The sequence below is a fragment of the Streptococcus mitis genome, assembly GCF_001074635.1.
Classification (GTDB): Bacteria; Bacillota; Bacilli; order Lactobacillales; family Streptococcaceae; genus Streptococcus; species Streptococcus mitis_E.
Genome location: NZ_JUQO01000143.1, coordinates 1 through 26,608 on the forward strand (window position 1 = coordinate 1; position 26,608 = coordinate 26,608).

Below are 26,608 nucleotides of genomic sequence, written 5' to 3' on the forward strand. Positions count from 1 at the left end.
TTTGAGCAACCTACGGCTAGCTTCCTAGTTTGCTCTTTGATTTTCATTGAGTATAACGATAGTCCTATCATATCACTCAAAACGCCTTTCGTCTAATATGTTTTTTTTAAGGCTGTGATAAAAATTTTTTATGGACAAGAAAAAGCTGCCCACATAGGACAACTTCTTTCTTATTCGAAAACAAATTGATTGTGATAGAGTTCTGAGTAAAATCCACCTAACTTCAAGAGTTCATGGTGGTTACCACGTTCAATGACTTCTCCATCTTTGAGGACAATAATCTGGTCTGCATTGAGGATGGTCTTCAAACGATGGGCAATGACGAAACTGGTTCTGCCTGCTACAACCGCCTCCATGGCATGCTGAATCTTACTTTCTGTCACCGTATCTACGTTTGAAGTTGCTTCATCTAGAATGAGAACTTCTGGATCTGTCATCAGGGTTCGAGCGATGGAAATCAATTGTTTCTGTCCTGTTGAGAAGATGCTCTGGTCATCATCGATAAGAGTGTCGTATTTGTCAGGTAAGCTTTCGATATAGTCATGAATATGGGTTGCCTTGGCTGCTGCCTCAACCATTTCTTGACTAGCATCTGGCACACCGAAACGAATATTGTCTCGAATCGTTCCACTAAACAAGACCGAATCTTGCAAGACAATTCCCACCTTACTTCTGAGACTATCTAAGTCATAGTCACGAATATCTTTCCCATCAAAATAAATCCCACCAGCATCAACATCATAAAAGCGATTGATGAGGTTCATAATAGTCGTTTTCCCTGACCCTGTCGGCCCGACAACCGCTGTCATCTGGCCTTTAGGGGCAGAAATGCTGACATCTTTCAAAATAGGTTTATCAGGCAGGTATGAAAAATCAATATGACTGATTTCAACACCTTCTTGCAACTTAGTAAAGATCGGCGCCTTCTTAGGTCGGATTTCTTCCTCTGCGTCAAACATTTCCTGAATCCGTTCAGCACCTGTAAAGGCTAACTGAAGGCTTCCCCAACTAGCCGCAACTTGAATAATAGGCTGGTAGTACTGCTGAGAAAATTGGGCAAACATAACAATCAAACCGAGGGCTGTACTTGTTTCAATAGACTTATCATTCAAAAGTACAGCTGAACCAGCAAAGATGACAATGGCTGTATTAACCAGACTCATCCCATTCATGACAGGGAAAAGAATTCCTGAGAACATTCTTCCTTTAAAGGTTGCCTTGCGCACGCGCTCATTTTGTTCAAGAAATCCTGCCATCATATCCTCTTGAATTCCTTGCACAATCACGGCTTTTTGGCCTGAAATACTCTCGTCCATATAGGCGTTGAGCTTCCCTACCTCTTTCTGCTGGAGATTGGTGTATTTGCGTGCCATTTTCACGATGAAAATCAGCATGAGGAAGGCCACTGGTGTGCTGGCAATGGTGATGAGAGCCAGCGTCACATTTCTCGAAAACATGACAAGAATCAGACCAATGTATAAAACAATATTACTCATGACCTGAATCAAGCTTTCGTTAAAGGCTTGGAGGATATTATCCAAATCACTGGTAAAACGAGACAGGATATCGCCATCTTGTCGGCGGTCAAAGAAAGAAACCGTCAAGCGAGCAAGCTTACCGAAGAGGCCTTTGCGCATCTCGTTGGTCGATTCTGCAATCACGCGCGTCATGAGACACATGTATATGACACTAGAGATAAAAAGAACCAAAACCAGCAGGCCAAGATTGATCATGATTCCTGATAGGCTTTGCCAAACAAGTTCTGGATTGCCATCTTGATAAGCTTGAACTAAATTAGCTAACTGCGTCACTGCTTGTCCAGAAAATACCGGAAAGAGAGCTTGGGCAAGAGTCGCCAGAACAATCATCAGTATGACAACTACAAATGATAGCTTATAGACTTTAAAATAATTCCAAAAAAATTGAACTGTCTTCATTTTACTCCTCCTTTCCTTTCTGTGTTTCATAGATTTCACGGTAAACATCATTGTTGGCAACCAAGTCTGCATGCGTGCCTTGACCAATCAATCGCCCTTGATCTAGAACCAAGATTTTATCTGCATGAACAACCGAGCTAATCTTTTGCGCGATGATAATGGTTGTCGTCCCCTTCAAGTCCTTATTCAAGGCTTCTTGCACTAGACGCTCTGATTTGGCATCCAAGGCCGAGGTCGAATCGTCAAAAATCAGAATACGTGGATTGCTGACAATCCCACGCGCAATCGACATCCTTTGTTTTTGCCCACCTGAGAAATTGGTTCCCCGTTCCTCAACTGGACTTTCAAAGGTTTTCTCCATACGATGAATGAATTCACTGGCTTGGGCAATATTGGCTGCGCGCTCCATTTCAAATAGAGTAGCATCTCCTTTGCCCTGTCTCAGGTTATCTGCAATCGTTCCACTAAAGAGAATGGCTCGTTGGAGAACGATAGAGACAGCTTTACGCAGGGTCCCTTCACTCACTTCTCGAATATCCCTCCCTCCGATTTTGATAGCCCCTTCCTGTGGGTCAAAGAGACGTGGAATCAATTGAGCCAAGGTTGATTTTCCTGCACCAGTCGCTCCAACGACACCAACCATCTGACCAGGCTCGATAGTAAAGCTCACATCTTTCAGCATCGGTTCCTTGTCCATTGGATAGGTAAAGGTTACATTTTCAAAGCTAAGACTTCCAACCAACTCTTCATCTGGTACATCCTTGAAGGTCATGGCTGGCTCTGCGTCAAGAATTTCTCGAATACGACGCATAGAAATCATGGCACGACTGACAGAATTTCCCAAAAATCCAACCATAACAATGGTAAAGATAATCTGGCTTAGGTAATTGACAAAGGAAGCAATGGAGCCAACAACTGACGGATCCGACTGAACCATCCCTGCAACTAACCAAATAGAGAGGAATACCGCCCCATAACCGACCAACATCATAAAGGGTTCCACTACTGAAAAGGCATAACCAATGTAAAGATTTTGACCGAGTAGCTCGTCTGAAACCTCCGTAAACTTAGCAAACTGCTCTTTTTCTTGGACAAAGGACTTGACCACACGAACGCCACGCAAATTTTCCTTGGCAATGGCATTGATGCGTTCAAGAAGGGTTTGAAACTTGGCAAAACGAGGCCCCATCATTCCCATCATGACGGCAGTCAAGCCAAAAATTAAGATTACCATGAGAACAATCACCCACCACAGAGAAGGTAAGGTTTGAACCGCCAGAATAAACGAACCGATGAACAAGAGAGGAAGTCTGAAAAGAATTTGAAAGGTCATCATGACGACGTTCTGAATCTGGTTGATATCATTTGTCATGCGAACGACTAGATTTCCCGCATTAAATTGTTCAATATTGGCATAAGAAAAGGTTTGGATTTTACGGAAGGCATCCTCCCGAAGATCAGATGAAACTCCTTGGGCAATATAGGCTGCGAGGACAACATTGAGCCCACCAGCAACCAGACCAACCAGGGCCACACCAATTAACCAAGCCCCGATACTATAAATAGCTTCATATTTTCCAGCAAGGAGGGCGTCTAACACTTCCTGCAGATAACGCGGTTGCAGAAGTGAACTAGCAACCATCAAGCCTGTCATCAGAAGCGAAGCTAAGGCCTGCCACTTGTAGGTTTTTATTTTCTGAATTAGCATACTTTCTCCTTAAAAAATAGACAAAAGGGAGCGACAATGTGTCAGCTCCTTCTCATTCTGTTTGTGTGATGTTATTCTAGCAAAAAAGTGGGGGATTGTCAAAGAAGTCTCCTTGATACAGCTAGAATGACTAGTAATTTTCTCTTTATAGTTTCTGTTTTAACTCGACTAAGACATTCATAGCCTGCATAGGTGTCATATTGTAAACATCCAGTTTAGACAATTCTGCTAGGATAGGATGCTCTTCTGCTGTATCAAAGAGTGAAATCTGTTCAGTGACGGCACTTGTTTGTCTCATGGGAGCAGGACTTTCTGTTCCTTGACTCTCTAGCTGAGTCAAAATCTTATCCGCCCTTGCTAAAAGGTCTGCTGGCAAACCAGCAATCTTGGCAACATGGATACCGTAGGATTTATCGGCTGGTCCTGGTTCAATCTTGTGAAGGAAGGTAACCTGCCCATCCTGCTCCAAAGTTGCCACGTGGACATTGACCAAGTGTTCCAAGCTAGACTCCAGACTAGTCAACTCATGGTAGTGGGTCGCAAAAAGAGTCTTGGCTCCGATGTGCTCATGGATGTATTCGATGATGGACTGGGCAAGAGCCATCCCGTCATAAGTTGCAGTTCCCCGTCCCAATTCATCAAAAAGAATCAAGGAATTTTTGGTCGCATGCGAAATGGCATTGTTGGCCTCCATCATCTCTACCATAAAGGTTGACTGACCTGAAACCAAGTCATCTGCTGCTCCGATACGGGTAAAAATCGCATCAAAAATCGGTAAATGGGCGCTTTCTGCTGGTACATAAGAACCCAACTGAGCCATAACCGCCGTCATGGCTAACTGACGCATGTAGGTTGACTTTCCGCTCATGTTGGGCCCTGTAATCAGTTGAATACTGGTAGCTTCTGCCATCTGAATCGTATTGGGAATATAGGTCTGAGCCCCCATAACCTTTTCAACGACAGCATGGCGCCCTTTCTGGATATCAATTCGCGAATCCTCTCCGAACTCTGGTCGAATCAAATGCTGGGTTTCAGCAACAACTGCGAGACTTTGCAGGACATCAACTGTCGCAATTCCTTGGGCTAGAGCTTGTAAACGTTGGATGTACTTGCTGACTTCCTCACGAATACGCATAAAGATTTCGTACTCTAGGTTGGCTGACTTATCACGCGCCTCCAGCATGTCGCCTTCGATACGGGCCAATTCTTCGGTTCCAAAACGTTCTGAGTTTTTCAGCGTCGCCTTGCGGAAAAAATGGGCTGGCACATTTCCCAGTTGAGAATTGGTCACATGAAAATAGTAGCCATCCTTCTTATTGTAGTCAATCTTAAGCGTGCTGATACCAGAGTTTTCTCGCTCCTTTGCTTCAATTTCAGCAATCCAGCCAGTCCCTTCTCTGAGCACACGACGGTACTTGTCTAAGGTCTCATCAAATCCAGTGCGGATAATGCCACCTTCCGTAATCACATGAGGAGCTTCAGGAGCAATCGCTGCGCTAATCAAACTCTCCAACTCAGGGATTCCATCCAGTTGTGCGATGAGATAAGACAGAGCAGACTGCTCCATTCCCTCTAAAATCGCTCGAATCCGTGGCACACTGGATAAGGTAGTCGCCAACTGCAAGAGATCCTTGGGATTGGTTTTGCCAAAAGAAACCCGACTAGCCAAGCGCTCAATGTCATAAACACCCTTGAGACTGTCTGTCAAATCACTGCGCTCAAAGAAATGGTCGAGAAAGACCTGCACCACCTCTTGACGTTGGATGATTCGTTCCTTATCAATCAAAGGACGATGAATCCAAGAACGCAAGAGCCGCATGCCCATAGCCGTCTTGGTTTCATCCAAAAGCCAGAAAAGACTGCCTTGCTTCTTGCCTGAACGGGCATTCTCAACCAAATCCAGACTAGCCTTGGTCGCATAATCCATCTGCAAGAAATCTTTGATTTCATAGCGGATAACAGGTTTGAGGTGATTCAATTCCCTCATCTGGGTTCGATGGACATACTGGAGCAACTTACTAGATGCCGCTTGCTCCACAGATGCCAATCGTGAATCCAGTAAATGAAGGTCTTCAAAGCTTTCTTTTTCATAGGAAAGTACCAGATTCATCTGACGACTAAGGATTTGTTCCTCTTCCTCAGACAAGTCATAGCCCAGCACCACTTCTCGCGCCTTGAGATTACGGATTTCCCCACAAACCAGCGTGAAATCCAAAAGACCTGTCACATAAAAGTCACCCGTCACCAGGTCCATATAAGCTAGACCAAATTGATTGCCTTCGCGGTCTATGGCAACCAAAAAATTATTCTGACTGTCTGGCTTACTGCTATCGACCACTGTCCCTGGCGTAATGACCTGAACAACCTCTCGTTTCACAACCCCAACTGCTTGTTTAGGATCTTCCATCTGCTCTGCGATAGCCACCTTATAACCCTGCTCAATCAAGACATCAATGTACTGTTGGGCAGAATGATAGGGAACACCCGCCATAGGAATCGGATTGTCGGCATTCTTGTTGCGACTCGTTAAGGAAATTTCCAGAATCTGCGCAGCATTGACCGCATCCTCATAAAATAATTCATAAAAATCACCCATACGAAAGAGCAAAAAAGCATCTGGATATTGCTTTTTAATATCCACATACTGTTGCATGCCGGGTGATAGCTTTTCTGTCGCCATTTTCCGTCTCTCCTTGTCAAAAATAAGTCTTGAGAGCAACTCCCAAGACCTTACTTATCTTTCATCAAATCTAGCAAACGATCTTCCATGAGTTTGGCAACGTGCTGGTCTCGACAAATGACCAATAAGGTATTGGCACCAGCAACTGTTCCTAAAATCCATTCATCCTTGTTTGCATCTACAATATTTGCCAAAACAGAGGCTTCTCCCAGTTTGGTATGAAGCACCAAGGTAAACTCTGCTCTTGCAACACCTTCTAAATGATGAGACAAAAATTCCACCAAATCAATCTTTTCTGTCTCATTTGCTAGTACATAATACACCATATCATTTTTCTTGACCTTGGTCAAGCCGATTTCGCGCAAATCACGAGACAGGGTTGTCTGCGTCACAAAAACATTGTGCGCCTCCAACCGATCTTGAATTTCTTTTTGTGTACTTAATTTCTCCTCAGTAATCATTTTTTTTATTAACTGATGACGATCTCTTTTTCTCATAAAATCCTCTTATGTGAATATTTATAACTATTTTTATAACTATATTATACCAAAAAAATAGGAGATTTCAAAAATTTTTTCTTCTTTCTTTAAAATTGTGATAAAATAGTAGAAAAGTCCAAAAAGGAGCTCTTAATGAATACAAAAGAATTGATTGCTAGCGAATTGGCTAGCGTCATTGATAGCCTAGACCAAGAGGCTATTTTAAATTTACTGGAAACCCCTAAAAACTCAGAAATGGGAGACATTGCTTTCCCTGCTTTTTCACTTGCAAAAGCCGAACGTAAGGCACCTCAAATGATTGCGGCTGAACTGGCTGAAAAGATTAACAGCCAAGCCTTTGAAAAGGTTGTTGCAACAGGACCTTACGTCAACTTTTTCCTTGATAAATCTGCCATTTCTGCTCAAGTATTGCAAGCTGTTATCACTGAAAAAGAACACTATGCTGATCAAACTATTGGCAAACAAGAAAATGTTGTTATCGATATGTCTAGTCCCAATATCGCTAAACCATTTTCTATCGGTCACCTGCGCTCAACTGTTATCGGAGATAGCTTATCACATATTTTCCAAAAAATCGGTTATCAAACAGTCAAGGTCAACCATTTGGGAGACTGGGGTAAACAGTTTGGGATGCTGATTGTTGCCTACAAAAAATGGGGCGACGAAGAAGCTGTGAAAGCTCATCCAATCGATGAACTTCTTAAACTCTACGTTCGTATCAATGCTGAAGCTGAAAATGACCCTAGCTTGGATGAAGAAGCGCGCGAATGGTTCCGTAAACTTGAAAATGGAGACGAGGAAGCTCTCGCACTTTGGCAATGGTTCCGTGATGAAAGTTTAGTGGAATTTAACCGCCTTTACAATGAATTGCAAGTCGAATTTGACAGCTACAACGGAGAGGCTTTCTACAACGATAAGATGGATGCAGTTGTAGACATTCTTTCTGAAAAAGGACTTCTTGTTGAGTCAGAAGGTGCCCAAGTTGTGAATCTTGAGAAATATGGAATTGAACATCCAGCCCTTATCAAGAAATCTGATGGAGCAACTCTCTATATCACACGTGATTTGGCCGCAGCCCTTTACCGTAAAAACGAATACCAATTTGCTAAATCTATCTACGTAGTTGGTCAAGAGCAATCTGCCCACTTTAAACAGCTCAAAGCTGTCTTGCAAGAGATGGGCTACGACTGGAGTGACGACATTACCCACGTTCCTTTTGGTTTAGTTACAAAGGAAGGAAAGAAACTCTCTACTCGTAAAGGGAATGTTATCTTGCTAGAGCCTACTGTTGCAGAGGCCGTTAGTCGTGCCAAAGCCCAAATTGAAGCTAAAAATCCTGAACTGGAAAACAAAGACCAAGTAGCGCATGCTGTTGGGGTCGGAGCCATTAAATTCTATGACCTCAAGACCGACCGTACAAATGGGTATGATTTCGATCTAGAAGCTATGGTATCCTTCGAGGGAGAAACTGGACCTTACGTTCAATACGCCTACGCTCGTATCCAATCTATCTTACGCAAAGCCGATTTCAAACCAGAAACAGCTGGCAACTATAGCTTGAATGATGCTGAAAGTTGGGAAATCATCAAACTCATCCAAGACTTCCCACGTATTATCAACCGTGCGGCGGATAACTTTGAACCTTCTATCATTGCTAAATTTGCAATTAGTCTGGCTCAAGCCTTCAACAAGTACTATGCACATACACGTATCCTAGACGAAAATCCAGAACGCGACAGCCGTCTAGCCCTCAGCTACGCAACAGCAGTCGTTCTCAAAGAAGCCCTTCGCTTGCTTGGAGTAGAAGCACCTGAGAAGATGTAAATCGTTACAAGAGACTGGAACTAAAGTTCCTAGTCTCTTGACGGCAATCGCTATATGGCGAATTGCCTAAACGCTTCACTAATTCACCAAACCAAATAATATCGATTTGGTTTGGTTCATGTCGTAATCTTCAAGTTACTTGATTAAAAAGCAGTCTAGGTAATTAAGACCAAATCTTGTCGGAGATTTGGCTAGGCGCTTCACTAGTTTTAGGACATAAATATGATCGATTTATGTCCTAAAACGTCGTAATCTTAAAGTTATTGGAACTAAAGTTCCTAATTGTTAGACGCTAGCCGCTTATATGCGGACTAGCTAACTGCTTCACTAATTCACCTAACCAAATAATATCGATTTGGTTAGGCTCATGTCGTAATCTTTTAATCACTTTATTGTAAACTAGTCTAAGTAACTAACGCCAAATCCTATCAGGTATTTGGTCAGGCGCTTCACTAGTAAAGAAACATAAATATTATCGATTTATGTTTCTTTACGTCGTAACCAGAGACACTTGCCTAAACGCCTCACTAAATTGATCAACCAAATCTATTAATTGGCTTAGTGGCCGGTGCTAATCTTCAAGTCACTAGAATGCAAGGCAATCTAAGTAACAAATGTCAAACCCTATCAGGGATTTGGTTAGGCGCTTCACTAATTCAATCTACTCACTACTACTTCTTTATCATACAGGGAGATTTCCTATGAGCCAATATGCTTATATCCTCGTTGTAATTAGCTTGGTTTTCCTTTTTCTGCTCAATAAGTACGAGAAGGAGAGACTTCAAAGGCTCTACCAAGAACAACTTTTGAAGGATGAAACATTTAGAGCTGACATCAAAGAAAAAATTCACACGACTGAAAATATCAATGATGTCATTGCTTACATCAATAAAACTTATCATCTGGGAATGTTGCTATCAAAAGACATTACAGATCAATTGAAATAAACCTAGCTATTACTTAAGGAATATCAAAACCGAGACTAAGAGTTTAATACTTAGGCTCGGTTTTTAGTATGTTCAATTGAAACAAGTGTTGAAAACTGGTTGTAGTAATTCTAATATAAGGATGGATAAACTTTCAAAAATATCATTTACAAATATTTTTAAAGAAATTAAACTCCCTATATTTACTATTCTTATAGACTGTTAAATCAACATCCTCTACAACTTCTTTCACATCTATATTGACATCATAGGGCAAAGAAAGAAAATCTAAATTATAAAATTCTGTACTCATCTCTTTTAAAATAAGAAGGTCTAACAAGTAGTCCTCCACTCTAATTTCAACTTGAATTGTCTTAGACATGAAATTTTTTAGAATCATAAAGTCCTTTACTTGCTTTCTTTTAGGACTGATATACTCAAATCTTTTTCGTTCAAAAATAATTTTCTCCAAATGTTACACCATTTCAATAATATAATTTTCTAAATAACTGCAGAAGCAATTCTTCTTTTTAATGCAGGCTTCATTAAAATTTCCCCTGTTTAATTCTCCCAAAACATTTTGAAATAGTGCAAATAAAAGCTCCTAGTAAGAATTCCTGTAGGAAAAATCCAAAATAAGTTCCTAACTGTAAATTTCTATTGAATGTAAATACGGAAGTTTCAGATCGAATCGTATTTTGTTCTATAAGCGTCATAGGAGTAACCCTGAAAATTCCAAACATCATTAAAGCATAGATTATTCCAAAAATAATTAATAACACCCAGCTGTGCTTACTTCTAGAAGAAATACTTCCCGATAACAAAGCTAATAATATTGATGGTATAATTTGTACAAACAGCATAAATTGAAAAAGATTAAAATTATCTAGTGTAAAAAAACATATTGTAAATTCCACAATTAGCAATAGAGAAAATACTCTATCTATTTTTGTAAATTTCATTCTATCTCCTTTAAATTCACATCCATCATTACCTTAGACCCTCAATAACATTTTTATTTGCTGCAACCATTGCAGGCATAATACTAAATACAATTCCAAATACACCCGTTGTGAATAGAGTAATCAAAATATGATCCAGAGTTAATGTCGTAACAAAACCACTCATGTTCATTAAAACAACAAATAATATCGCTACTCCAATACCAGTTATAGCTCCCAGAAGCGATAAAAGAATCCCCTCCATCATATACGATTGATAAATATCAGATTTTTTAGCCCCTAAAGCTCGACGAATGGCTATCTCCTTGCTACGTTCGCTAACAGAAGACAACATAGCATTCATAACCCCAAAACCAGCTACAAAAATTGAAATGCTTGATAACAGTGCAATGAAATTTAATATTGTAGTAGCTTGGGCCTTTGTTTCCTCATATACCCTTCTATTATCTATATATCCATAAGTTCCTTCCTTGCGGAATATTCCATAAGTATCTAAAGCAGATAAAGCCTTATTAATATTCTCCAACTGATTAGTTTCTACTACTAATTCATCAAAATATTCCCTTCCTCCTAAAAGTAACTCTTTGATTTCATTGGTAACCAATAAAGAAGGTAATCTTTCATTAACAGCTGATCCATAATATATTGCCTGAATTGGATATTCTTTTCCAGATATATTGATAGTTTCTCCTAAAAAAGTTTCAATATTTTCCTTTCGAGTCAATGACATGAGAGCCTTATCGCTAATAGCGACACCGCCATCTAGTTCCTCTAATGCTCTTCCTTTTAATAAAGCAGGCACAACTAAACCATTCTTATTCAAATCGCCCAATGTTCGAAAACTAAGATTCTGCTTAGAATCATTAAAATACGTTTCAGCATACAAAGCATAAGAGCTGGAAGAAAGTCTTGCATGTTTTCCAATAGTTTGCTCAACCAATTGTTTATCTTCCTGTGTAAACCCTCTAATATCCAATATATTCTGAGGCGTATAAGTCATTGTTGCTGTGTCTTCTTCTATCTTTAAATCATTACCTAATGTAGAAGTTGTATAGGAAGAACTTGATAGTATTACTAATAAAACAAATGTTGCCACTGTGATGGCTAAGGATGTCAGAATACTTTGTCTTTTATTCCTCTTTAACAGCTTTAGAGTATCTATTAACAGCTTTTTAAACTTCATGTAATCCTTCTCCTTCAGATGTTAGATACCCATTTTTCATTCGATACCTTGTTCTACAATGACTGGCAACAAACTCATCGTGAGTTACTACAATAATTGTCGTTCCAGAATGATTCAAATTTTGTAGAATTTGCAATATCTCATTCCTATTTTTCTCATCTAATGCACCTGTAGGTTCATCCGCTATAAGAAATCTAGGTTTATGAGCAAGAGCTCTAATTAAAGCAACTCGTTGCTTCTGTCCGCCTGATAAATGACTTGGGTACTCATTCATCTTATCTATAAGTCCTAAGTCTTGTAATAAACTATCAATGTATTCTATATCTGGCTGTTGGTCAGAATATAGGAATGATAATAAAATATTTTCTTTAACAGTATATTCATCAATAAGATGAAATTGTTGAAAAACAAATCCAATATCACGATTACGGTAACTTGCTTGTTGATTTTCATTTAACTTCTCAATACTTTTTCCGTCTAATATATATTCTCCTTCAAATTCAGAATCAATCAGTCCCAAAATATTGATAAATGTCGATTTGCCCGAACCTGATGGTCCCATTATCGATACAAATTCTCCTTCAACTACCTTAAAATTTATTTCTCTTAAGACATTATTTTTTAGCGTCCCTTGTCCGTAACTTTTACTAATATTTTTTAGTTCTAACATAGACCTTCCCATTCTATCTTTATTATTTATAAATCCAAAAAATGGCAACAACTAGCACTAACATATGTTCTCTCCTTATTTTTTCTACAGGATTATTATACTTCTATGTTACACATTCTCCAAGGTCATAAATGTCACTAATTTCAACAACTTATCTACTAATAAGTACTCAATTAGTATAAAAAGGAACTCGATACGAACTCAATCTAAGGGAAAAACATAATAACTCTTTAAATGATAAAACGCATAATATCAAGTTTTTAAACACCTGATATCATGCGTTTTTATGATTTCGAAAACTTTCTCTCGGTCTTTTTAACTAGTGACATTTTTGTCACTTTTTTATTTTCTAATGTTTATTTTTAAAAAAATCCTGGAGGTCATATTGCCATTGTTTTTCTAGCTGTTCTATCAAATGACTATTATCAATCATTCTAGCAAATATTTTTGCTTCTTGAAAATAATTTTCAGCTACTGGATAATCTTTTTTTACAAATAATGCATAGCGCCACTCCCATAGTCGAATAATTGGTTTTTTCTGATAGTCGTATGATTTTGAGGTAATTTCATTTAATTTGTAAAGAATATCTTCAAATTGACTGTAATTAGCAATTTTTTCAAATATTCCTAACAACAAAAGTAATGAATCTCTGATTAGAAACGAATATTCAATATCAAACATCTCAACTTGTTGTAAAATTTTATCAGCTATTACTAAGAAGGTATTCACTTCAATCTCATCTATTATTGTATCTTGGTGTACTAATCTTATCAAAAATAGCTTTATGATTAAAATATCGTTAACTTCATATTTTGATTTCAACAAAATGTGATCGAAATACTCTTGTAAAATCATTCCTAAATTGCTATCATCATTCCACCAACCAAAATCATCATATGCTTGTAAAACATCTATGATAAACCTTTCTTCCTCAGGAAGTCTATCATAATATTCTTCAAAAATCTTATCAAAAACACTCTCTTTCTTCTGGGCGATAGTTTCATCTTCGTATGTAGGAGTCCTCATCAAGAAATACTTCAATTCTAGATATTCCTTATCCAACTCTATATAACTTGGCATCAACTTGTAATCTTCAACCCCCAAACGTTCAGCGATATATTTTAACTTTGTTAGTGTTGGTCTGGATTCTCCATTTTCAATTCTAATTAATTGACGAATACTTAATTCAGACTCATCACCACAAAATTCTGAACGACTGATTTTTTTAGCCAAACGTAATCTTTTAATTTTTTCGCCAAACTCTCGCAACCTACAAGAACCTCCTGAGTTGTTTACCTCTATTATAGCATATACTGAATCAAACTATCTGTCAGAACTAAAGACTAAGAGTTTATCACTTCGTCTCGATTTTTGTGTATTTTTCAAGTAACAAAGCCACCACTCCCCAGCAATGCAAGTGCAAAATCCTCTAGAATATGATAGAATAAGGAAAAGGACTCTATTAAGGAGGAAATCATGGAAAAACAAACCGTCGCCGTCTTGGGGCCTGGTTCTTGGGGAACTGCCCTTTCACAAGTCTTAAATGACAATGGACACGAGGTACGTATTTGGGGAAATCTTCCCGAGCAAATCAATGAAATTAATACACACCATACTAATAAACAATACTTTAAAGATGTCGTTCTAGATGAAAATATCATTGCCTACACCGACTTATCAGAGGCACTGAAAGATGTAGATGCGATTTTGTTTGTTGTCCCAACAAAAGTGACACGACTTGTTGCCCAACAAGTTGCACAAACCTTAGATCATAAGGCTATCATCATGCACGCATCAAAGGGATTAGAACCTGATAGCCATAAACGATTATCAACCATTCTTGAAGAAGAAATTCCTGAACATCTCCGCAGTGATATTGTTGTTGTTTCAGGACCTAGTCATGCGGAAGAGACCATTGTGCGTGACCTAACTTTAATCACTGCTGCTTCTAAAGATTTACAAACAGCTCAATACGTTCAAGAACTCTTTAGTAATCACTACTTCCGACTTTATACCAATACGGATGTTATTGGAGTTGAAACTGCTGGTGCTCTTAAAAATATTATTGCTGTCGGTGCTGGAGCTTTACATGGTTTGGGATTTGGTGACAATGCTAAGGCAGCCATCATCGCTCGAGGCTTGGCAGAAATTACCCGCTTAGGAGTAGCACTCGGTGCCAGTCCATTGACCTATAGTGGCTTGTCTGGTGTAGGAGATTTGATCGTAACGGGAACCTCCATCCACTCTCGTAACTGGAGAGCCGGAGATGCTCTTGGTCGTGGAGAATCCCTAGCTGATATAGAAGCCAATATGGGCATGGTAATTGAAGGAATTTCAACGACCCGAGCAGCCTATGAACTAGCCCAAGAACTTGGAGTCTATATGCCCATTACACAGGCCATTTACCAAGTTATCTACCAAGGAACCAATATCAAAGATGCCATTTATGATATCATGAACAATGAATTTAAAGCAGAAAATGAGTGGTCTTAACTCTCTAAAGAAAGGATTCTTATGACATCAAAAGTTAGAAAGGCAGTCATCCCTGCTGCTGGACTAGGAACTCGATTTTTACCAGCAACCAAGGCTCTTGCCAAAGAAATGTTGCCAATCGTAGACAAACCAACTATCCAGTTTATCGTGGAAGAAGCTCTCAAATCAGGTATTGAAGATATTCTGGTTGTCACTGGTAAGTCCAAACGTTCTATTGAGGACCACTTTGACTCAAACTTTGAGCTTGAATACAATCTTAAGGAAAAAGGCAAAACGGATTTGTTAAAATTGGTAGATGAAGCAACTGGTATGCGCCTTCATTTCATCCGCCAAACTCACCCTCGTGGTCTTGGAGATGCTGTCTTACAAGCCAAAGCTTTTGTGGGGAATGAGCCCTTCGTTGTCATGCTGGGTGACGACCTTATGGACATCACAGACGAGAATGCCGTTCCTTTGACAAAACAACTGATGAATGATTACGAAAAGACACACGCATCAACCATTGCTGTCATGCCCGTACCACACGAAGACGTTTCATCATACGGAGTCATTGCTCCTCAAGGAGAAGGAATCAATGGTCTCTACAGTGTCGAAACTTTCGTTGAAAAACCAGCTCCCGAAGATGCACCAAGTGATTTGGCAATCATCGGTCGCTATCTTCTCACACCTGAGATTTTTGATATCCTCGAAAAGCAAGCTCCTGGTGCTGGAAATGAAATCCAGCTTACCGATGCTATAGATACTCTCAATAAAACACAACGTGTTTTCGCCCGTGAATTTACAGGAGCTCGTTACGACGTTGGGGATAAGTTTGGCTTTATGAAAACATCTATTGACTACGCCCTCAAGCATCCACAAGTCAAAGATGACTTGAAGGATTACCTCATCCAACTGGGAAAAGAATTGGCTGAGAAGGAATAAAATAAAAAGATAAGGTTCAAAAAATTCCTTATCTTTTTTCATTACACAAATTGTCTTCCAACTTCTTCACATTCCCATTCCCTTGTAGAGAAGTAAGACTGCGAGTCCTACGAACAAGACTACCGCTACCAGTCTCTGACTAGCGCTATACATCCGTCTTTCTCCTCGGACTGGAAAGATAACTGCTAGAAATGCGCCACCGACTGCACCACCGATATGGCCTGCTAGGCTGATTCCTGGAATCAGAACACTTCCAATAATGTTAACCACAAAAAGTGTCAGATAGGATTGCCCCAACTGCTGGATATAAGGATTACGCGTTGCATAGCGAAGAACAATAATTGCAGCAAATAGCCCATAGAGAGAAGTCGAGGCTCCTGCTGCTAAGGATTTGGGACTAAATACAAAAACAAAGAGATTGCCCATCATTCCAGATAAGAGATAGAGAAAGAAAAACTGCTTGGAACCGAAAATCTCCTCTACTTGCCTACCAAGATAATAGAGCGAAAGCATATTAACAATGAAATGCTCCCACCCAATATGAACAAAAATGGCAGAGAAGAGACGCCAAACCTGCTCGGGAAAGAGCCGAATAACAGGCCCATACATGGCTCCAAATCGAAATAGGGTATCTGCCCTGTAAAAGTTTCCTCCTGTGGTCACCAACATTAGTAGAAATACCAAGGCCGTCACTAAGAGGAAGAAACTCGTCACAGGGTAACGCCTATCAAAGATTTCTTTCATCAATCAGTACCTCCTGAACAGGAATATCATGATTTTCAGGGCTAAAGTCCTGAATTTGACAAGGATATATCGTACTCAAAGTATGACCAGGAAAATGTTTCAGATAACGGTCGTAATAGCCTCCGCCATAGCCGATCCGATATCCTTCCGTCGTAAAAACCAGCCCCGGAACATGAATCAAATCAATCTGAGAGGCATCCACTACTTCCAAATCTCCCTGTGGTTCCAGTAAGCCAAAGGAAGTTTTTACCAACTGATGTGGATCATAGACCACAAAGTCCATGCGCCCCTTGGGATAGGTTTTGGGTATCAGAACCTTCTTGCCGTCCTTCAGCGCCTGCTCAATCAGTTCCTGCGTTTGAAACTCATGAGGAAAAGAGAGGTAGCTTGCGATGAGCTTGGCTTCTTGGTAAAAGGGGTGTTTCAAAAATTGATCCGTTAAAGCTTGATCCATAGCCTGTTTTTGCTCTCGAGGGATAGCCTTCATTTCTTGCAAGACTTGCTTGCGTAATTCTGCTTTCATAGACAAGCCCTCTACTCTGCTGCCTTCTTTTTCAGGAAACTAGAGACCGCATCCACCCCAATAGCTAATGCTTCTTCCTTAGGACTCATCTGAGGGTGATGAAGGGCGTAGGGACTATCAATACCTAGCCAAAACATAACACCATCAACCTTTGAAAGGAGATAACCAAAGTCCTCACCAGTCATAGCAGGCTCGATATCAATCAACTCGATTCCGTCTTTTTCTTCAAAGAAGTCCATCAGTTCACGCGCCAAGACTGGATTGTTCTCAACGGGCAGGTAACCACCTTGCTTGAGTTCCACTTCTACTTCCATATCAAAGGCAGCTGCAACCCCTTCTGCAACTGTTTTGACCCTCTTTTGAACCAAGAGACTCATGTCCTGAGTCAAGGCCCGAATGGTTCCATGCAAAAAGGCTGTGTCTGTGATAACATTGTTGGTTGTTCCAGCATGAAAAACGCCAAAGGTCACCACTGCTCCCTCGATTGGGTTAACATTGCGGCTGACAACTGACTGCACCTGGGTAACAAAGTAACTAGCCGCCACCAAGGCGTCATTAGCTTCATGTGGAAAGGCTGCGTGGCCACCTTTGCCTTTGAAACGGATCTTCACCTCGCAAGTTCCTGCAAAGAGTGTATGAGTATTAGTCGCAATCTGGCCGACTTTCAAATCTGGTCTCACATGGAGTCCATAAAACTGGTCTGGCAACCAGTCTCCAAAAGCGCCATCCTCATACATGAGCATGCCACCAGCTTCATTTTCTTCAGCAGGCTGAAACAGAAAGAGCAGATTGTTCTTTGGTTGCTCCTCAAGGGCTCGCTCAAGACAGCCCAAAGCAATAGTCATGTGGAAATCATGGCCACAGGCGTGCATACGACCTTGGTGCTGGGAAGCGAAAGGAAGGCCTGTTTGTTCGACGATAGGCAGGCCATCAATATCTGTTCGCCAACCAATGGTCCGCTCTGGCTGACTTCCCTGCAAATAAACCAAAATACCTGTCCGCCAAGTACGAACTTGAACAAATTCCTTACCTTCAATCAATTTCTCAATTACATCCAGCAAATAAGCCTGAGTCTCGAACTCCTCCAAGCCAATCTCTGGAATCTGGTGCAAATCTCGTCTAGTCTGAATCAAATCTAACATCTATCTATCCTCCGATATAGCAGAAAGAGGCTGGAAGAAGGGTTCCGCCTCTTTATTACTTTTACAATTATAAGGTACGAAGCGCATCCTCTAGCGCTGTTTTTTGTTGGGTTTGGGCATCAATCTCTTTGATAATACGAGCTGGAACACCTGCCACCACCACGTTTTCTGGAACATCTTGGGTAACAATAGCTCCTGCTGCGACAACTGAACCACTACCGATTTGGACTCCTTCGATAACCACTGCATTAGCGCCGATAAGAACATTATCTCCAACACGGACTGGTTCTGCGCTAGCTGGCTCAATCACACCTGCAAGAACGGCACCTGCACCAACGTGACTGTTTTTTCCAACAATAGCACGGCCACCAAGGATAGCCCCCATGTCAATCATGGTTCCTGCACCGATTTCAGCACCGATATTGATAACGGCTCCCATCATGATAACAGCATTGTCACCAATTTCAACCTGATCACGGATAATAGCACCTGGCTCGATACGAGCGTTGATAGCACGTTTGTCTAGCAAGGGAACTGCTGAATTACGAGCATCTTGCTCAACAACATAGTCTTGATTTTCTACCAAGCCATCGAGAAGCGGAGCCACATCCTTCCAGTCTCCAAATAGGACATTCCCTAGTTTGACAACAGAGCTTGGTACAGCAGTTGCAAGTTGTCCTTCAAAGGTTACTTTAACACTGGTTTTCTTTTCAACATTGGCGATAAATTGGATAATTTCTTGAGCGTTCATTTTTGTAGCAGTCATAGGCGCCTCCTAGTTCATTTTAATGATACCTATTCTACCAAAAAAGGCCTCAAATTTGAAGCCTTTTTGTTTGTTTTTAGGTATGATTTTTAGGGATGTGAGATAAAACGTGCTGTCGGTAAAAGCAAGCCCCTACCGATACAACCTAAAAACACTCTTCACAACTATCTCCCCGTGTTTTATTGACTATTCTAGTATAGCACACTTTTAGAATTAAGAAAAGACTTTTTATTTACTTTCTTTCGCTTCTTCTACCGATAGGAAAATCATGGGCAAAATAATCAAGGCCATAGCTATAAGAAGAGACCAATCCACTACCAAGCCTAAAAACAAAACACTCAAAAGGGCAGAAGAGAGAGGTTCACTGGCACTAATAACGGAAACCACCAAGGGAGAAACCAAGGACACAGCCTTCATGGAAATGAAAAAGGCAAAAGCCGTCCCGAAAAAAGCGATAATGAGGCAAATCAAGATACTCCAAATATCCAGAGTAAAGGAAAGCTGGTAAACCGGCGAGAGGACATTGCTAAATAAACCGGCCAAAATCATCCCCCACCCAACCGTCGGAACAAAACCATAACGCTTAGCAAAAGGTTGAGGCAAGATAACATTAAACATGACCCCCATGGCACTCAGCAGACCTGTCACAAGCGCTAGTGGCGTCATGGATAACTGAGAGAGATCTCCCTTTGTCGCCATCAGGCAAACACCCAACATGGCAACCAAAACATAAAAAATAGCGCTTTTTGACGCTCGTTTTTGATAAACCAAGCGATTGTAAAAGAGGATAAAGACAGGACTAATAAACTGTAAAATAGTTGCTGTCGCTGCATTTGAGTATTCTACACAGAGATAGAAAAAATACTGAACTGAAAAAATCCCTAAAATAGCATAGGCTAAAAAGGGCAGGTAATTTTTCTTATCTCGCCAAATATATAGCACTTGTGATTTTAATTGCATCGCAGACCAAATGAGCACAAGACTTCCTGCTAGTGTCAAACGCATAGAGGTAATCCAGCCAGAGGACACTTGATAATGAGTAAAGAAATATTCTCCTAAAATTCCACAGATTCCCCAGATTAAGCCGGATAGAAGCGAATAAATGGTTCCTTTAACAATCTTTTTCTGATACTGATTCATACCTTTATTGTAACACGAAAGGAAAAAAGAAAAAAGTGGCAATCCATTGATTAGCCACTTCATTTAGAAAAGTTTAAAGGACTTATCGTCTCGTCCTTGAAGAGGGTCGTGTAGCACTTGAGTTATTGCTATCGCTAGAGCTACTACTTGAACTGCTGGAGCTTAATGGAGTTGGTAGACTCCCCACGATGCTAGACCAAGCATTCTGATAATCCGCATCACTTCCACCAATAGCAAAGCGATAACTAGTCGTTGGCGCTCCTGCCTTATTAGCCCAATAGCTGGTAACAGTCGAACCTGTGACCTCTACCTCTTTTCCTTCAACAGAAACCTTCCCTGGTTTTTGACCTGTTGATTTCAAGACTTCGGATTTTACGACACTAGGATCTAAAGCGAAGCGCTCGTTCCCCCAAATGCTTGGGGAGGCTTGCTGAATCGCATTTACCAGATGAGCCATGTAATTAGAGTTATTGGAATAACCTGCTCTACGTGACAATGAATGATTATCATCATGCCCAATCCATCCACCTAGGGTTAATCTAGGTGTCGAAAGCATGAGCCACATATTTTCGTCTTGGTTGGTTGTACCAGTCTTCCCAATCCAATCTGCATTAGCCAGAGTAGGATTTAAAGAAGTCAGATTCGTCTTGAAGGTTGTTGTCACACGAGAGGATAGAACTTCTCGCAACAAGCCCTGCATAATCGTCGCAGTAGCTTTTAAATAGACTTGAACCGGTTTATCCTGATATTCATACACCACTCTACCATCTGCTGCTTCAATTTTAGAAATCACATGTTTTTTATGATATAGACCATTATTTGCTAGGGTCTGATAGCCATTGGTATGCTGGGCAACTGTGACTTCAATACCACCACCCATCGGCAAGCTCTCAATACCGTACTCAGGAATCTCGTAGCCCATCTTTTCCATATAACCCTTGACATCAACACCCTTTTCACGAAGCATACGATAAGTCCAGTAAGCAGGGATATTCCATGAATAGTTCAGAGCTTCTCCCAAGGTCATCATTCCTGTTCCCTTACTATTAGCATACATAATCGGATTGCCATTAGCAAAGTTTGTTGGATAGTTAGATAGAATCGTTTCGCTTCCCATCAAGCCCTGGTCGATAGCAATACCGTAGGCAAGCAAAGGCTTGGTAGTAGAAGCTGGCGAGCGCTTGGTATCAAAGGCATGATTATTTTGATTTTCTTGATAATTACGACCACCTACAAAGCCTAGAATAGCACCTGTTTGGTTGTCCATCAGGACATTCCCTACTTCTACACGACCTGTTCCATCGTCTAAAAGATAGCCATAGTCAGCAACCGCACTTTGCATGGCAGAATGAATTTTCTGGTCTATGGTAGTAGTAATTTTATAACCACCATTTTCAATTTCCTTGGCTGCCAAATCGCGATAAAACTTCTGAGTTGCCTCATTTTTCAACTCCTTAGCGGAGACATTGTCTCTCTGAGCTAGATAGTCATACATACGTTCCTGAGCTTCTGCCAAGGCTGTAAAGTATAAATAGCCTCGTGACACACCTATGACTGTAGCTGAAGGGAGAAAGTCCTGTTTAAGATTGTAATCCTTATATTGAGAATACTCGTCTTTGCTTAATGCACCTGTACGATACATACTGTAAAGAACTGCCTTAGCCCGTCTCAAGCCTATTTCTAAGTCTTCATCACTCTTCAACTCTCCAGTATTTTCATAAGGAGAATAGGTAATGGGACTCTGTGGAAGTCCTGCTAAAAATGCTGCTTGAGGAACCGTCAACTGACTTGCATCTACACCGAAAATCCCCTCAGCTGCCTGCTGAGCTCCTGCAATATTCTGCCCCTTATTATTTCGGCCAAACGGAGCCACATTGAGATAGGTCGTTAAAATCTCATCCTTATTCATGGCGCGTTCCAAGGCAAGAGCATCCACAATCTCTGTCGCCTTACGAGCCAAGGTCGGCGCATCCCCAACCACCTGCTGTTTAATCAGTTGCTGGGTCAAGGTTGAACCCCCACTTGAGGAACCCAAACCTACAAATTTCCCCAAGGTCGCACGAATCACCGCCTTGGGCACTACACCCTTATGTTCTTTAAAATGTTCATCTTCCGTCGCAATGATAGCTTTCTTCAGATTTTCCGAAATTTGCTCAGATGAGATAGAAGTGCGCAACAAATCACTCTCTATGGAAGCAATCACCGTCCCATCCGCATAGGTAATCTCTGAAATAGAAGAGATGTCCTTGACCTGATGTACCAATTCTTCTGTCTGAGGCACCCGAACCTTGTCAAATAAGGCCACTCCGTACCCCAAAGCAATCCCAGCACCCAACATTCCTCCTAGAAAACCGAGCACAAAGAGTAAGTTAAATAGGGCTTTTATACTCAGTAAAATAGCTGGAAAAATGGCTGGCTTCTCTAAGGATTTAGATTTTTGGACACTTGAGCCTTTCTTGACAGGTCTAGCTGATTTTTTATTTTTTTGTTTTTGCTGGAAAAATTCCAGCATTTTTCGTTTTAATTCATTTAATTGATTTTGCATGGATTTCCTCACTCTATCTATTATACCACAAAAGGGAAACTTTCAATAAAATAGCCACTTTCTTCCCTATTCTGCTAGGCTATTGCCCAAGTTTGTGATACAATAGTTAGAAACAATAATTTTAAAAAGGAGAAAAGACACATGCACATTTTTGATGAGCTAAAAGAGCGTGGTTTGATTTTTCAAACGACTGATGAAGAAGCTTTGCGTAAAGCCCTAGAAGAAGGTCAAGTTTCTTATTATACTGGCTACGATCCAACTGCTGACAGCCTTCACCTAGGCCACCTTGTCGCAATCTTGACAAGTCGTCGCTTGCAACTAGCAGGTCACAAACCTTATGCGCTCGTTGGCGGTGCTACAGGTCTCATCGGAGATCCGTCCTTCAAAGATGCTGAACGTAGTCTCCAAACAAAAGACACAGTAGATGGCTGGGTCAAGTCTATCCAAGGACAACTTTCTCGTTTTCTTGACTTTGAAAATGGTGAAAATAAAGCTGTCATGGTCAACAACTACGACTGGTTTGGCAGCATCAGCTTCATTGACTTCCTCCGTGATATCGGAAAATACTTTACTGTCAACTACATGATGAGTAAAGAGTCTGTGAAAAAACGGATTGAAACTGGGATTTCTTACACTGAGTTCGCTTACCAAATCATGCAAGGGTACGACTTCTTCGTTCTTAACCAAGACCACAACGTAACTCTTCAAATCGGTGGTTCTGACCAGTGGGGAAATATGACAGCTGGTACTGAATTGCTTCGTCGTAAAGCTGATAAGACTGGCCACGTTATCACTGTTCCATTGATCACAGATGCAACTGGTAAGAAGTTTGGTAAATCAGAAGGAAACGCAGTCTGGCTCAATCCTGAAAAGACTTCTCCATACGAAATGTACCAATTTTGGATGAACGTTATGGACGCTGACGCTGTTCGCTTCTTGAAGATCTTTACTTTCTTGTCACTTGATGAGATTGAAGACATTCGTAAACAATTTGAAGTAGCGCCACACGAACGCTTGGCTCAAAAAGTCTTGGCTCGTGAAGTCGTTACACTCGTTCACGGCGAGGAAGCTTACACAGAAGCCCTCAACATCACTGAGCAACTCTTTGCAGGAAACATCAAGAATCTTTCTGTTAAAGAGCTCAAACAAGGACTTCGTGGTGTACCAAACTACCAAGTACAAGCAGATGAAAACCACAATATCGTAGAACTTCTCGTGTCATCTGGTGTGGTTAACTCAAAACGCCAAGCCCGTGAAGACGTCCAAAACGGAGCTATCTACGTCAACGGCGACCGCATCCAAGACCTTGACTATGTCTTGAGTGACGCAGATAAGTTAGAGAACGAACTGACTGTTATTCGTCGCGGTAAGAAAAAATACTTTGTATTGACTTACTAAGCTGTTCAACATTTACCTATAAAAAAGGAGTTAACCTCGAGAAAGGTAACTCCTTTTTGTTGTTGATAACCACATCTATCTAGCCTTAATAGACAGGCTACGCAGGACTATGCGTAAGGTTGTTAGATTATGTAAGATAGAAAGATTTGAAGGGCTGAGCCAATTAAACAATCCAAAGCCAATCAAACTACTATTTACGACAACGGTATCTTGAATATTCTTCTTGATGAGTGTTTGCAAAGATGATGATAGCCAATCCAACTCTTGGAAGAAATCCAAACGATTATCTAACAATAAGATATCGCTCATCTGCTTAGAAATATCTGCACTCTCATTCATCACCACACCGATATCTGATAGGGTTAGAGCAGCTGAGTCATTCAACCCATCCCCAACCATCAAAATAGTGTGACCTGCTTTCTGTAGTTCCTCTACTAACTCGAATTTCCCATCAGGTTTCAAGTCTGTATAGACCTGATCAAAGGGCAAATCTTTAACTAATTCCTCTGTCCTAACCAGGGTGTCCCCTGTTGCCAGAATCAATTTTTTCCCTTGTGCCTTAAGTTTCTCCAAGGCTGCTTTTGCTTCTTTTCTCAAAGGAGTATGAATACAGAACATTCCAATCAATTCATTCTGATAAGCCAAGAATAAGAGATTGTAGTGACTCTTGTACTCTTCAATTAAAGCATTTTGTTCTGAACTGATATGAATTTGCTCATCCTGCATCAAGACATAATTCCCAATAAGAACTGGTTGGCCATCTATATGAGATTTGATCCCCTTGCTTGCGATATATTGGAGTTTCCCATGCATTTCCTCATGTTCAATTCCCTCTATCTCAGCTTGCTTGACGATGGCATTAGCAATAGGATGATAAATGTGTTCCTCAAGACAGGCACTGATTCTGAGAATATCTTCCTCACTATAGTCCCCAAAAGGTAACACCTTTTCAACTATAGGATAACTAGTTGTGATTGTTCCCGTCTTATCAAACAAGAAAGTATCAACTTCCAGATATTTCTCCAGAACATCCCCATCCTTAATCACCATTTCACGGTTCAACCCCTCCTTGATAGCTGTCAAATAAGCTACAGGAGTAGAAATTTTCAAAGCGCAGGAGAAATCGACCAATAGGAAAGAAATAGCCTTAGAAAAAGAACCTGTTAATAGGTAAGTCAGACCAGCCCCCAAGAAATTATATTTGACAACCTTGTCCGCCATCTTGATGAAATAGCGTTGTTTCGTTTTCTTGTTTTCTTCAGATTTCTTCATCAACTCAATCAGTTGTAAAACCCGGCTGTTCATCTGATTATCGGTTACACGAATGCGTAACTCTCCAGTTTCTAATACTGTATTTGCACAAACCAAATCAGACTCTCTTTTTTCAACTGGAAAACTCTCTCCCGTCAAGGAACTTTCGTTGACCATACCTAAACCTGAAACTACTTGTCCATCAAACAGAATTTCATTTCCTTGAGATAGGACCAAGACATCTCCTATTTGAACATCGGAACTCTTGATACTAACGACCATATCCCCCTGTACTAAGAATACGTCGCTCTCTTTTGCAAGAAGGCTTTGTTCTAAATCTGTTGCAGTTTTTTTCAAGGACCACTGATCTAAATGATTCCCCAAATCAAGCATAAACATGATATTGCTAGCTGTCTTGGATTGATTCATAAACAAAGACAATAAAATCGCCGAGCAGTCCAAGACTTCCATCGTTAGTTCCTTACGCGCTAGTGTTTGATAGGCTTCTCTAATATAGCCAAAAGCCTGATAACAAGTCCATATATAGCGAATAGGATACGGCACAAAACTACGAAAAAGTACACGCTTAATCGCTGCGCCTGAAACAATAGAATAAGCACTCTCTTCTCTACGAATGGGAAGAGTCATCAACTCAGAAACTTTCCCTTTATCAATTCTTTTTAAAAAGGCTTCTGCATTATCTAATACAGAAAAGCCTTCTTTTATACGTAGAGTAAAGTGCTGTTGATCCATGTAAAACTGGATAGACTCAATCCCCTTTTCATCTCTCGCCAAGGAACGAAGATAGTCTTGAATATCCAAGGTGAGTGAAAAAGAAGATGATAGTCGGATATGTTGGTATCCTCTATGTAGCACTTTAAAAGACATATTATTCTCCTATAAGGCTATCTAATTGCTCTTCTTTTTTCTCTTGCTCGTACAAATATTTGGCATCTTGCAAAACATCGTCTCCATGTTGTTTCACAACAGAAACAGATGCATCTAGCCCGTCTTTCAACTTGTAAGCCTTAGCCAAAGCTTTAGAATAACCTTTTTTAGCTTCCTTACTTGCTAAGATTTTCAAACCAAGGGTACCAAATGCGACACCACCCAAAAAGAGTGATGATTTTTTCGCAACTTTTGCGACGCTTAATACTTCTTTTAACATACTTATTTCCTCCTTATCATTATTATATAGCAATTTAGATATAAAAGCAATTTTATTTTATAAATTGGAGAATTATACTCAATGAAAATCAAAGAGCAAACTAGGAAACTAGCCGCAGGCTGTACT

General features: G+C 40.5%; 22 protein-coding genes. 5 read left to right on the plus strand and 17 right to left on the minus strand.

Annotation, left to right across the window (positions count from 1 at the left end):
- Window positions 1-170: 170 nt before the first annotated feature.
- The 4 genes from patB to argR all read right to left on the minus strand — a co-directional run bounded on the left by patB (window position 171) and on the right by argR (window position 6,822).
- Window positions 171-1,937, minus strand: coding sequence for a multidrug efflux ABC transporter subunit PatB (gene patB / locus ADI58_RS05815; RefSeq protein WP_049521821.1), 1,767 nt, complete (start codon window positions 1,935-1,937; stop codon window positions 171-173).
- Between the two features lies 1 nt (window position 1,938).
- Complete coding sequence (gene patA / locus ADI58_RS05820; protein WP_049521822.1) at window positions 1,939-3,645, minus strand: multidrug efflux ABC transporter subunit PatA; 1,707 nt, start codon at window positions 3,643-3,645, stop codon at window positions 1,939-1,941.
- Window positions 3,646-3,790: 145 nt separating this feature from the next.
- Window positions 3,791-6,325 (minus strand): DNA mismatch repair protein MutS, encoded by a 2,535-nt coding sequence (gene mutS, locus ADI58_RS05825; RefSeq protein WP_049521823.1) that lies wholly within the window; start codon window positions 6,323-6,325, stop codon window positions 3,791-3,793.
- Window positions 6,326-6,375: 50 nt separating this feature from the next.
- Window positions 6,376-6,822 carry an arginine repressor gene (argR, locus tag ADI58_RS05830; protein WP_001231476.1) on the minus strand — a complete coding sequence of 149 codons (447 nt, stop codon included), beginning with the start codon at window positions 6,820-6,822 and terminating at the stop codon, window positions 6,376-6,378.
- 135 nt (window positions 6,823-6,957) lie between these two features.
- On the opposite strand from argR, the gene argS reads away from it, so the two are divergent.
- A complete protein-coding gene (gene argS / locus ADI58_RS05835; protein ID WP_049521824.1) occupies window positions 6,958-8,649 on the plus strand; it encodes an arginine--tRNA ligase in 1,692 nt (563 codons plus the stop codon).
- A gap of 701 nt (window positions 8,650-9,350) precedes the next feature.
- Window positions 9,351-9,596, plus strand: a complete 246-nt coding sequence (locus ADI58_RS05840; protein WP_000084859.1) for a hypothetical protein — start codon at window positions 9,351-9,353, stop codon at window positions 9,594-9,596.
- Between the two features lie 142 nt (window positions 9,597-9,738).
- Here ADI58_RS05840 and ADI58_RS05845 read toward each other — a convergent pair whose 3' ends face one another.
- From ADI58_RS05845 to ADI58_RS05865, 5 genes are all read right to left on the minus strand, one after another.
- Window positions 9,739-10,047 (minus strand): hypothetical protein, encoded by a 309-nt coding sequence (locus tag ADI58_RS05845; RefSeq protein ID WP_049511642.1) that lies wholly within the window; start codon window positions 10,045-10,047, stop codon window positions 9,739-9,741.
- A gap of 73 nt (window positions 10,048-10,120) precedes the next feature.
- Window positions 10,121-10,537, minus strand: a complete 417-nt coding sequence (locus ADI58_RS11555; RefSeq protein ID WP_065428654.1) for a hypothetical protein — start codon at window positions 10,535-10,537, stop codon at window positions 10,121-10,123.
- A 28-nt stretch (window positions 10,538-10,565) separates the two neighbouring features.
- Entirely contained in the window at window positions 10,566-11,720 is a 1,155-nt protein-coding gene (locus tag ADI58_RS05855; protein ID WP_049521825.1) for an ABC transporter permease, read from the minus strand.
- Entirely contained in the window at window positions 11,710-12,390 is a 681-nt protein-coding gene (locus tag ADI58_RS05860; protein ID WP_000891279.1) for an ABC transporter ATP-binding protein, read from the minus strand. The genes ADI58_RS05855 and ADI58_RS05860 overlap by 11 nt, the downstream gene beginning before the upstream one ends.
- Window positions 12,391-12,739: 349 nt before the next feature.
- Window positions 12,740-13,660 (minus strand): helix-turn-helix domain-containing protein, encoded by a 921-nt coding sequence (locus tag ADI58_RS05865; RefSeq protein WP_049521826.1) that lies wholly within the window; start codon window positions 13,658-13,660, stop codon window positions 12,740-12,742.
- A gap of 207 nt (window positions 13,661-13,867) precedes the next feature.
- Between ADI58_RS05865 and ADI58_RS05870 the strand changes: the two genes are divergently transcribed.
- On the plus strand, window positions 13,868-14,884 hold the full coding sequence (locus ADI58_RS05870) for an NAD(P)H-dependent glycerol-3-phosphate dehydrogenase (RefSeq protein WP_049521827.1): 1,017 nt from the start codon (window positions 13,868-13,870) through the stop codon (window positions 14,882-14,884).
- Window positions 14,885-14,905: 21 nt separating this feature from the next.
- Entirely contained in the window at window positions 14,906-15,805 is a 900-nt protein-coding gene (galU, locus tag ADI58_RS05875) for a UTP--glucose-1-phosphate uridylyltransferase GalU (RefSeq protein ID WP_000202219.1), read from the plus strand.
- 66 nt (window positions 15,806-15,871) lie between these two features.
- Here the strand turns inward: galU and ADI58_RS05880 are convergent, their stop codons facing one another.
- The 6 genes from ADI58_RS05880 to pbp1b all read right to left on the minus strand — a co-directional run bounded on the left by ADI58_RS05880 (window position 15,872) and on the right by pbp1b (window position 22,665).
- Window positions 15,872-16,549 (minus strand): rhomboid family intramembrane serine protease, encoded by a 678-nt coding sequence (locus tag ADI58_RS05880; RefSeq protein ID WP_049521828.1) that lies wholly within the window; start codon window positions 16,547-16,549, stop codon window positions 15,872-15,874.
- The gene (locus ADI58_RS05885) at window positions 16,533-17,072 is read right to left on the minus strand and encodes a 5-formyltetrahydrofolate cyclo-ligase (RefSeq protein WP_049521829.1); all 540 of its coding nucleotides are present in this window, start codon (window positions 17,070-17,072) and stop codon (window positions 16,533-16,535) included. Before ADI58_RS05885 ends, ADI58_RS05880 begins: the two co-directional genes overlap by 17 nt.
- Before the next feature lie 11 nt (window positions 17,073-17,083).
- The gene (locus ADI58_RS05890; protein ID WP_049521830.1) at window positions 17,084-18,214 is read right to left on the minus strand and encodes an N-acetyldiaminopimelate deacetylase; all 1,131 of its coding nucleotides are present in this window, start codon (window positions 18,212-18,214) and stop codon (window positions 17,084-17,086) included.
- A gap of 67 nt (window positions 18,215-18,281) precedes the next feature.
- Window positions 18,282-18,980 (minus strand): 2,3,4,5-tetrahydropyridine-2,6-dicarboxylate N-acetyltransferase, encoded by a 699-nt coding sequence (gene dapD / locus ADI58_RS05895; protein ID WP_049521831.1) that lies wholly within the window; start codon window positions 18,978-18,980, stop codon window positions 18,282-18,284.
- Window positions 18,981-19,208: 228 nt separating this feature from the next.
- The gene (locus ADI58_RS05900; protein ID WP_049521832.1) at window positions 19,209-20,120 is read right to left on the minus strand and encodes a DMT family transporter; all 912 of its coding nucleotides are present in this window, start codon (window positions 20,118-20,120) and stop codon (window positions 19,209-19,211) included.
- 82 nt (window positions 20,121-20,202) lie between these two features.
- Window positions 20,203-22,665 carry a penicillin-binding protein PBP1B gene (gene pbp1b, locus ADI58_RS05905; RefSeq protein WP_049521833.1) on the minus strand — a complete coding sequence of 821 codons (2,463 nt, stop codon included), beginning with the start codon at window positions 22,663-22,665 and terminating at the stop codon, window positions 20,203-20,205.
- Between the two features lie 141 nt (window positions 22,666-22,806).
- On the opposite strand from pbp1b, the gene tyrS reads away from it, so the two are divergent.
- Entirely contained in the window at window positions 22,807-24,063 is a 1,257-nt protein-coding gene (gene tyrS, locus ADI58_RS05910) for a tyrosine--tRNA ligase (RefSeq protein WP_049521834.1), read from the plus strand.
- Between the two features lie 75 nt (window positions 24,064-24,138).
- Here the strand turns inward: tyrS and ADI58_RS05915 are convergent, their stop codons facing one another.
- Both ADI58_RS05915 and ADI58_RS05920 read right to left on the minus strand, forming a co-directional pair.
- The gene (locus tag ADI58_RS05915) at window positions 24,139-26,202 is read right to left on the minus strand and encodes a heavy metal translocating P-type ATPase (protein ID WP_049521835.1); all 2,064 of its coding nucleotides are present in this window, start codon (window positions 26,200-26,202) and stop codon (window positions 24,139-24,141) included.
- Between the two features lies 1 nt (window position 26,203).
- Window positions 26,204-26,482: a DUF6110 family protein gene (locus tag ADI58_RS05920; RefSeq protein ID WP_000910904.1), complete on the minus strand. Its 279-nt coding sequence runs from the start codon at window positions 26,480-26,482 to the stop codon at window positions 26,204-26,206.
- Window positions 26,483-26,608: the final 126 nt, after the last annotated feature.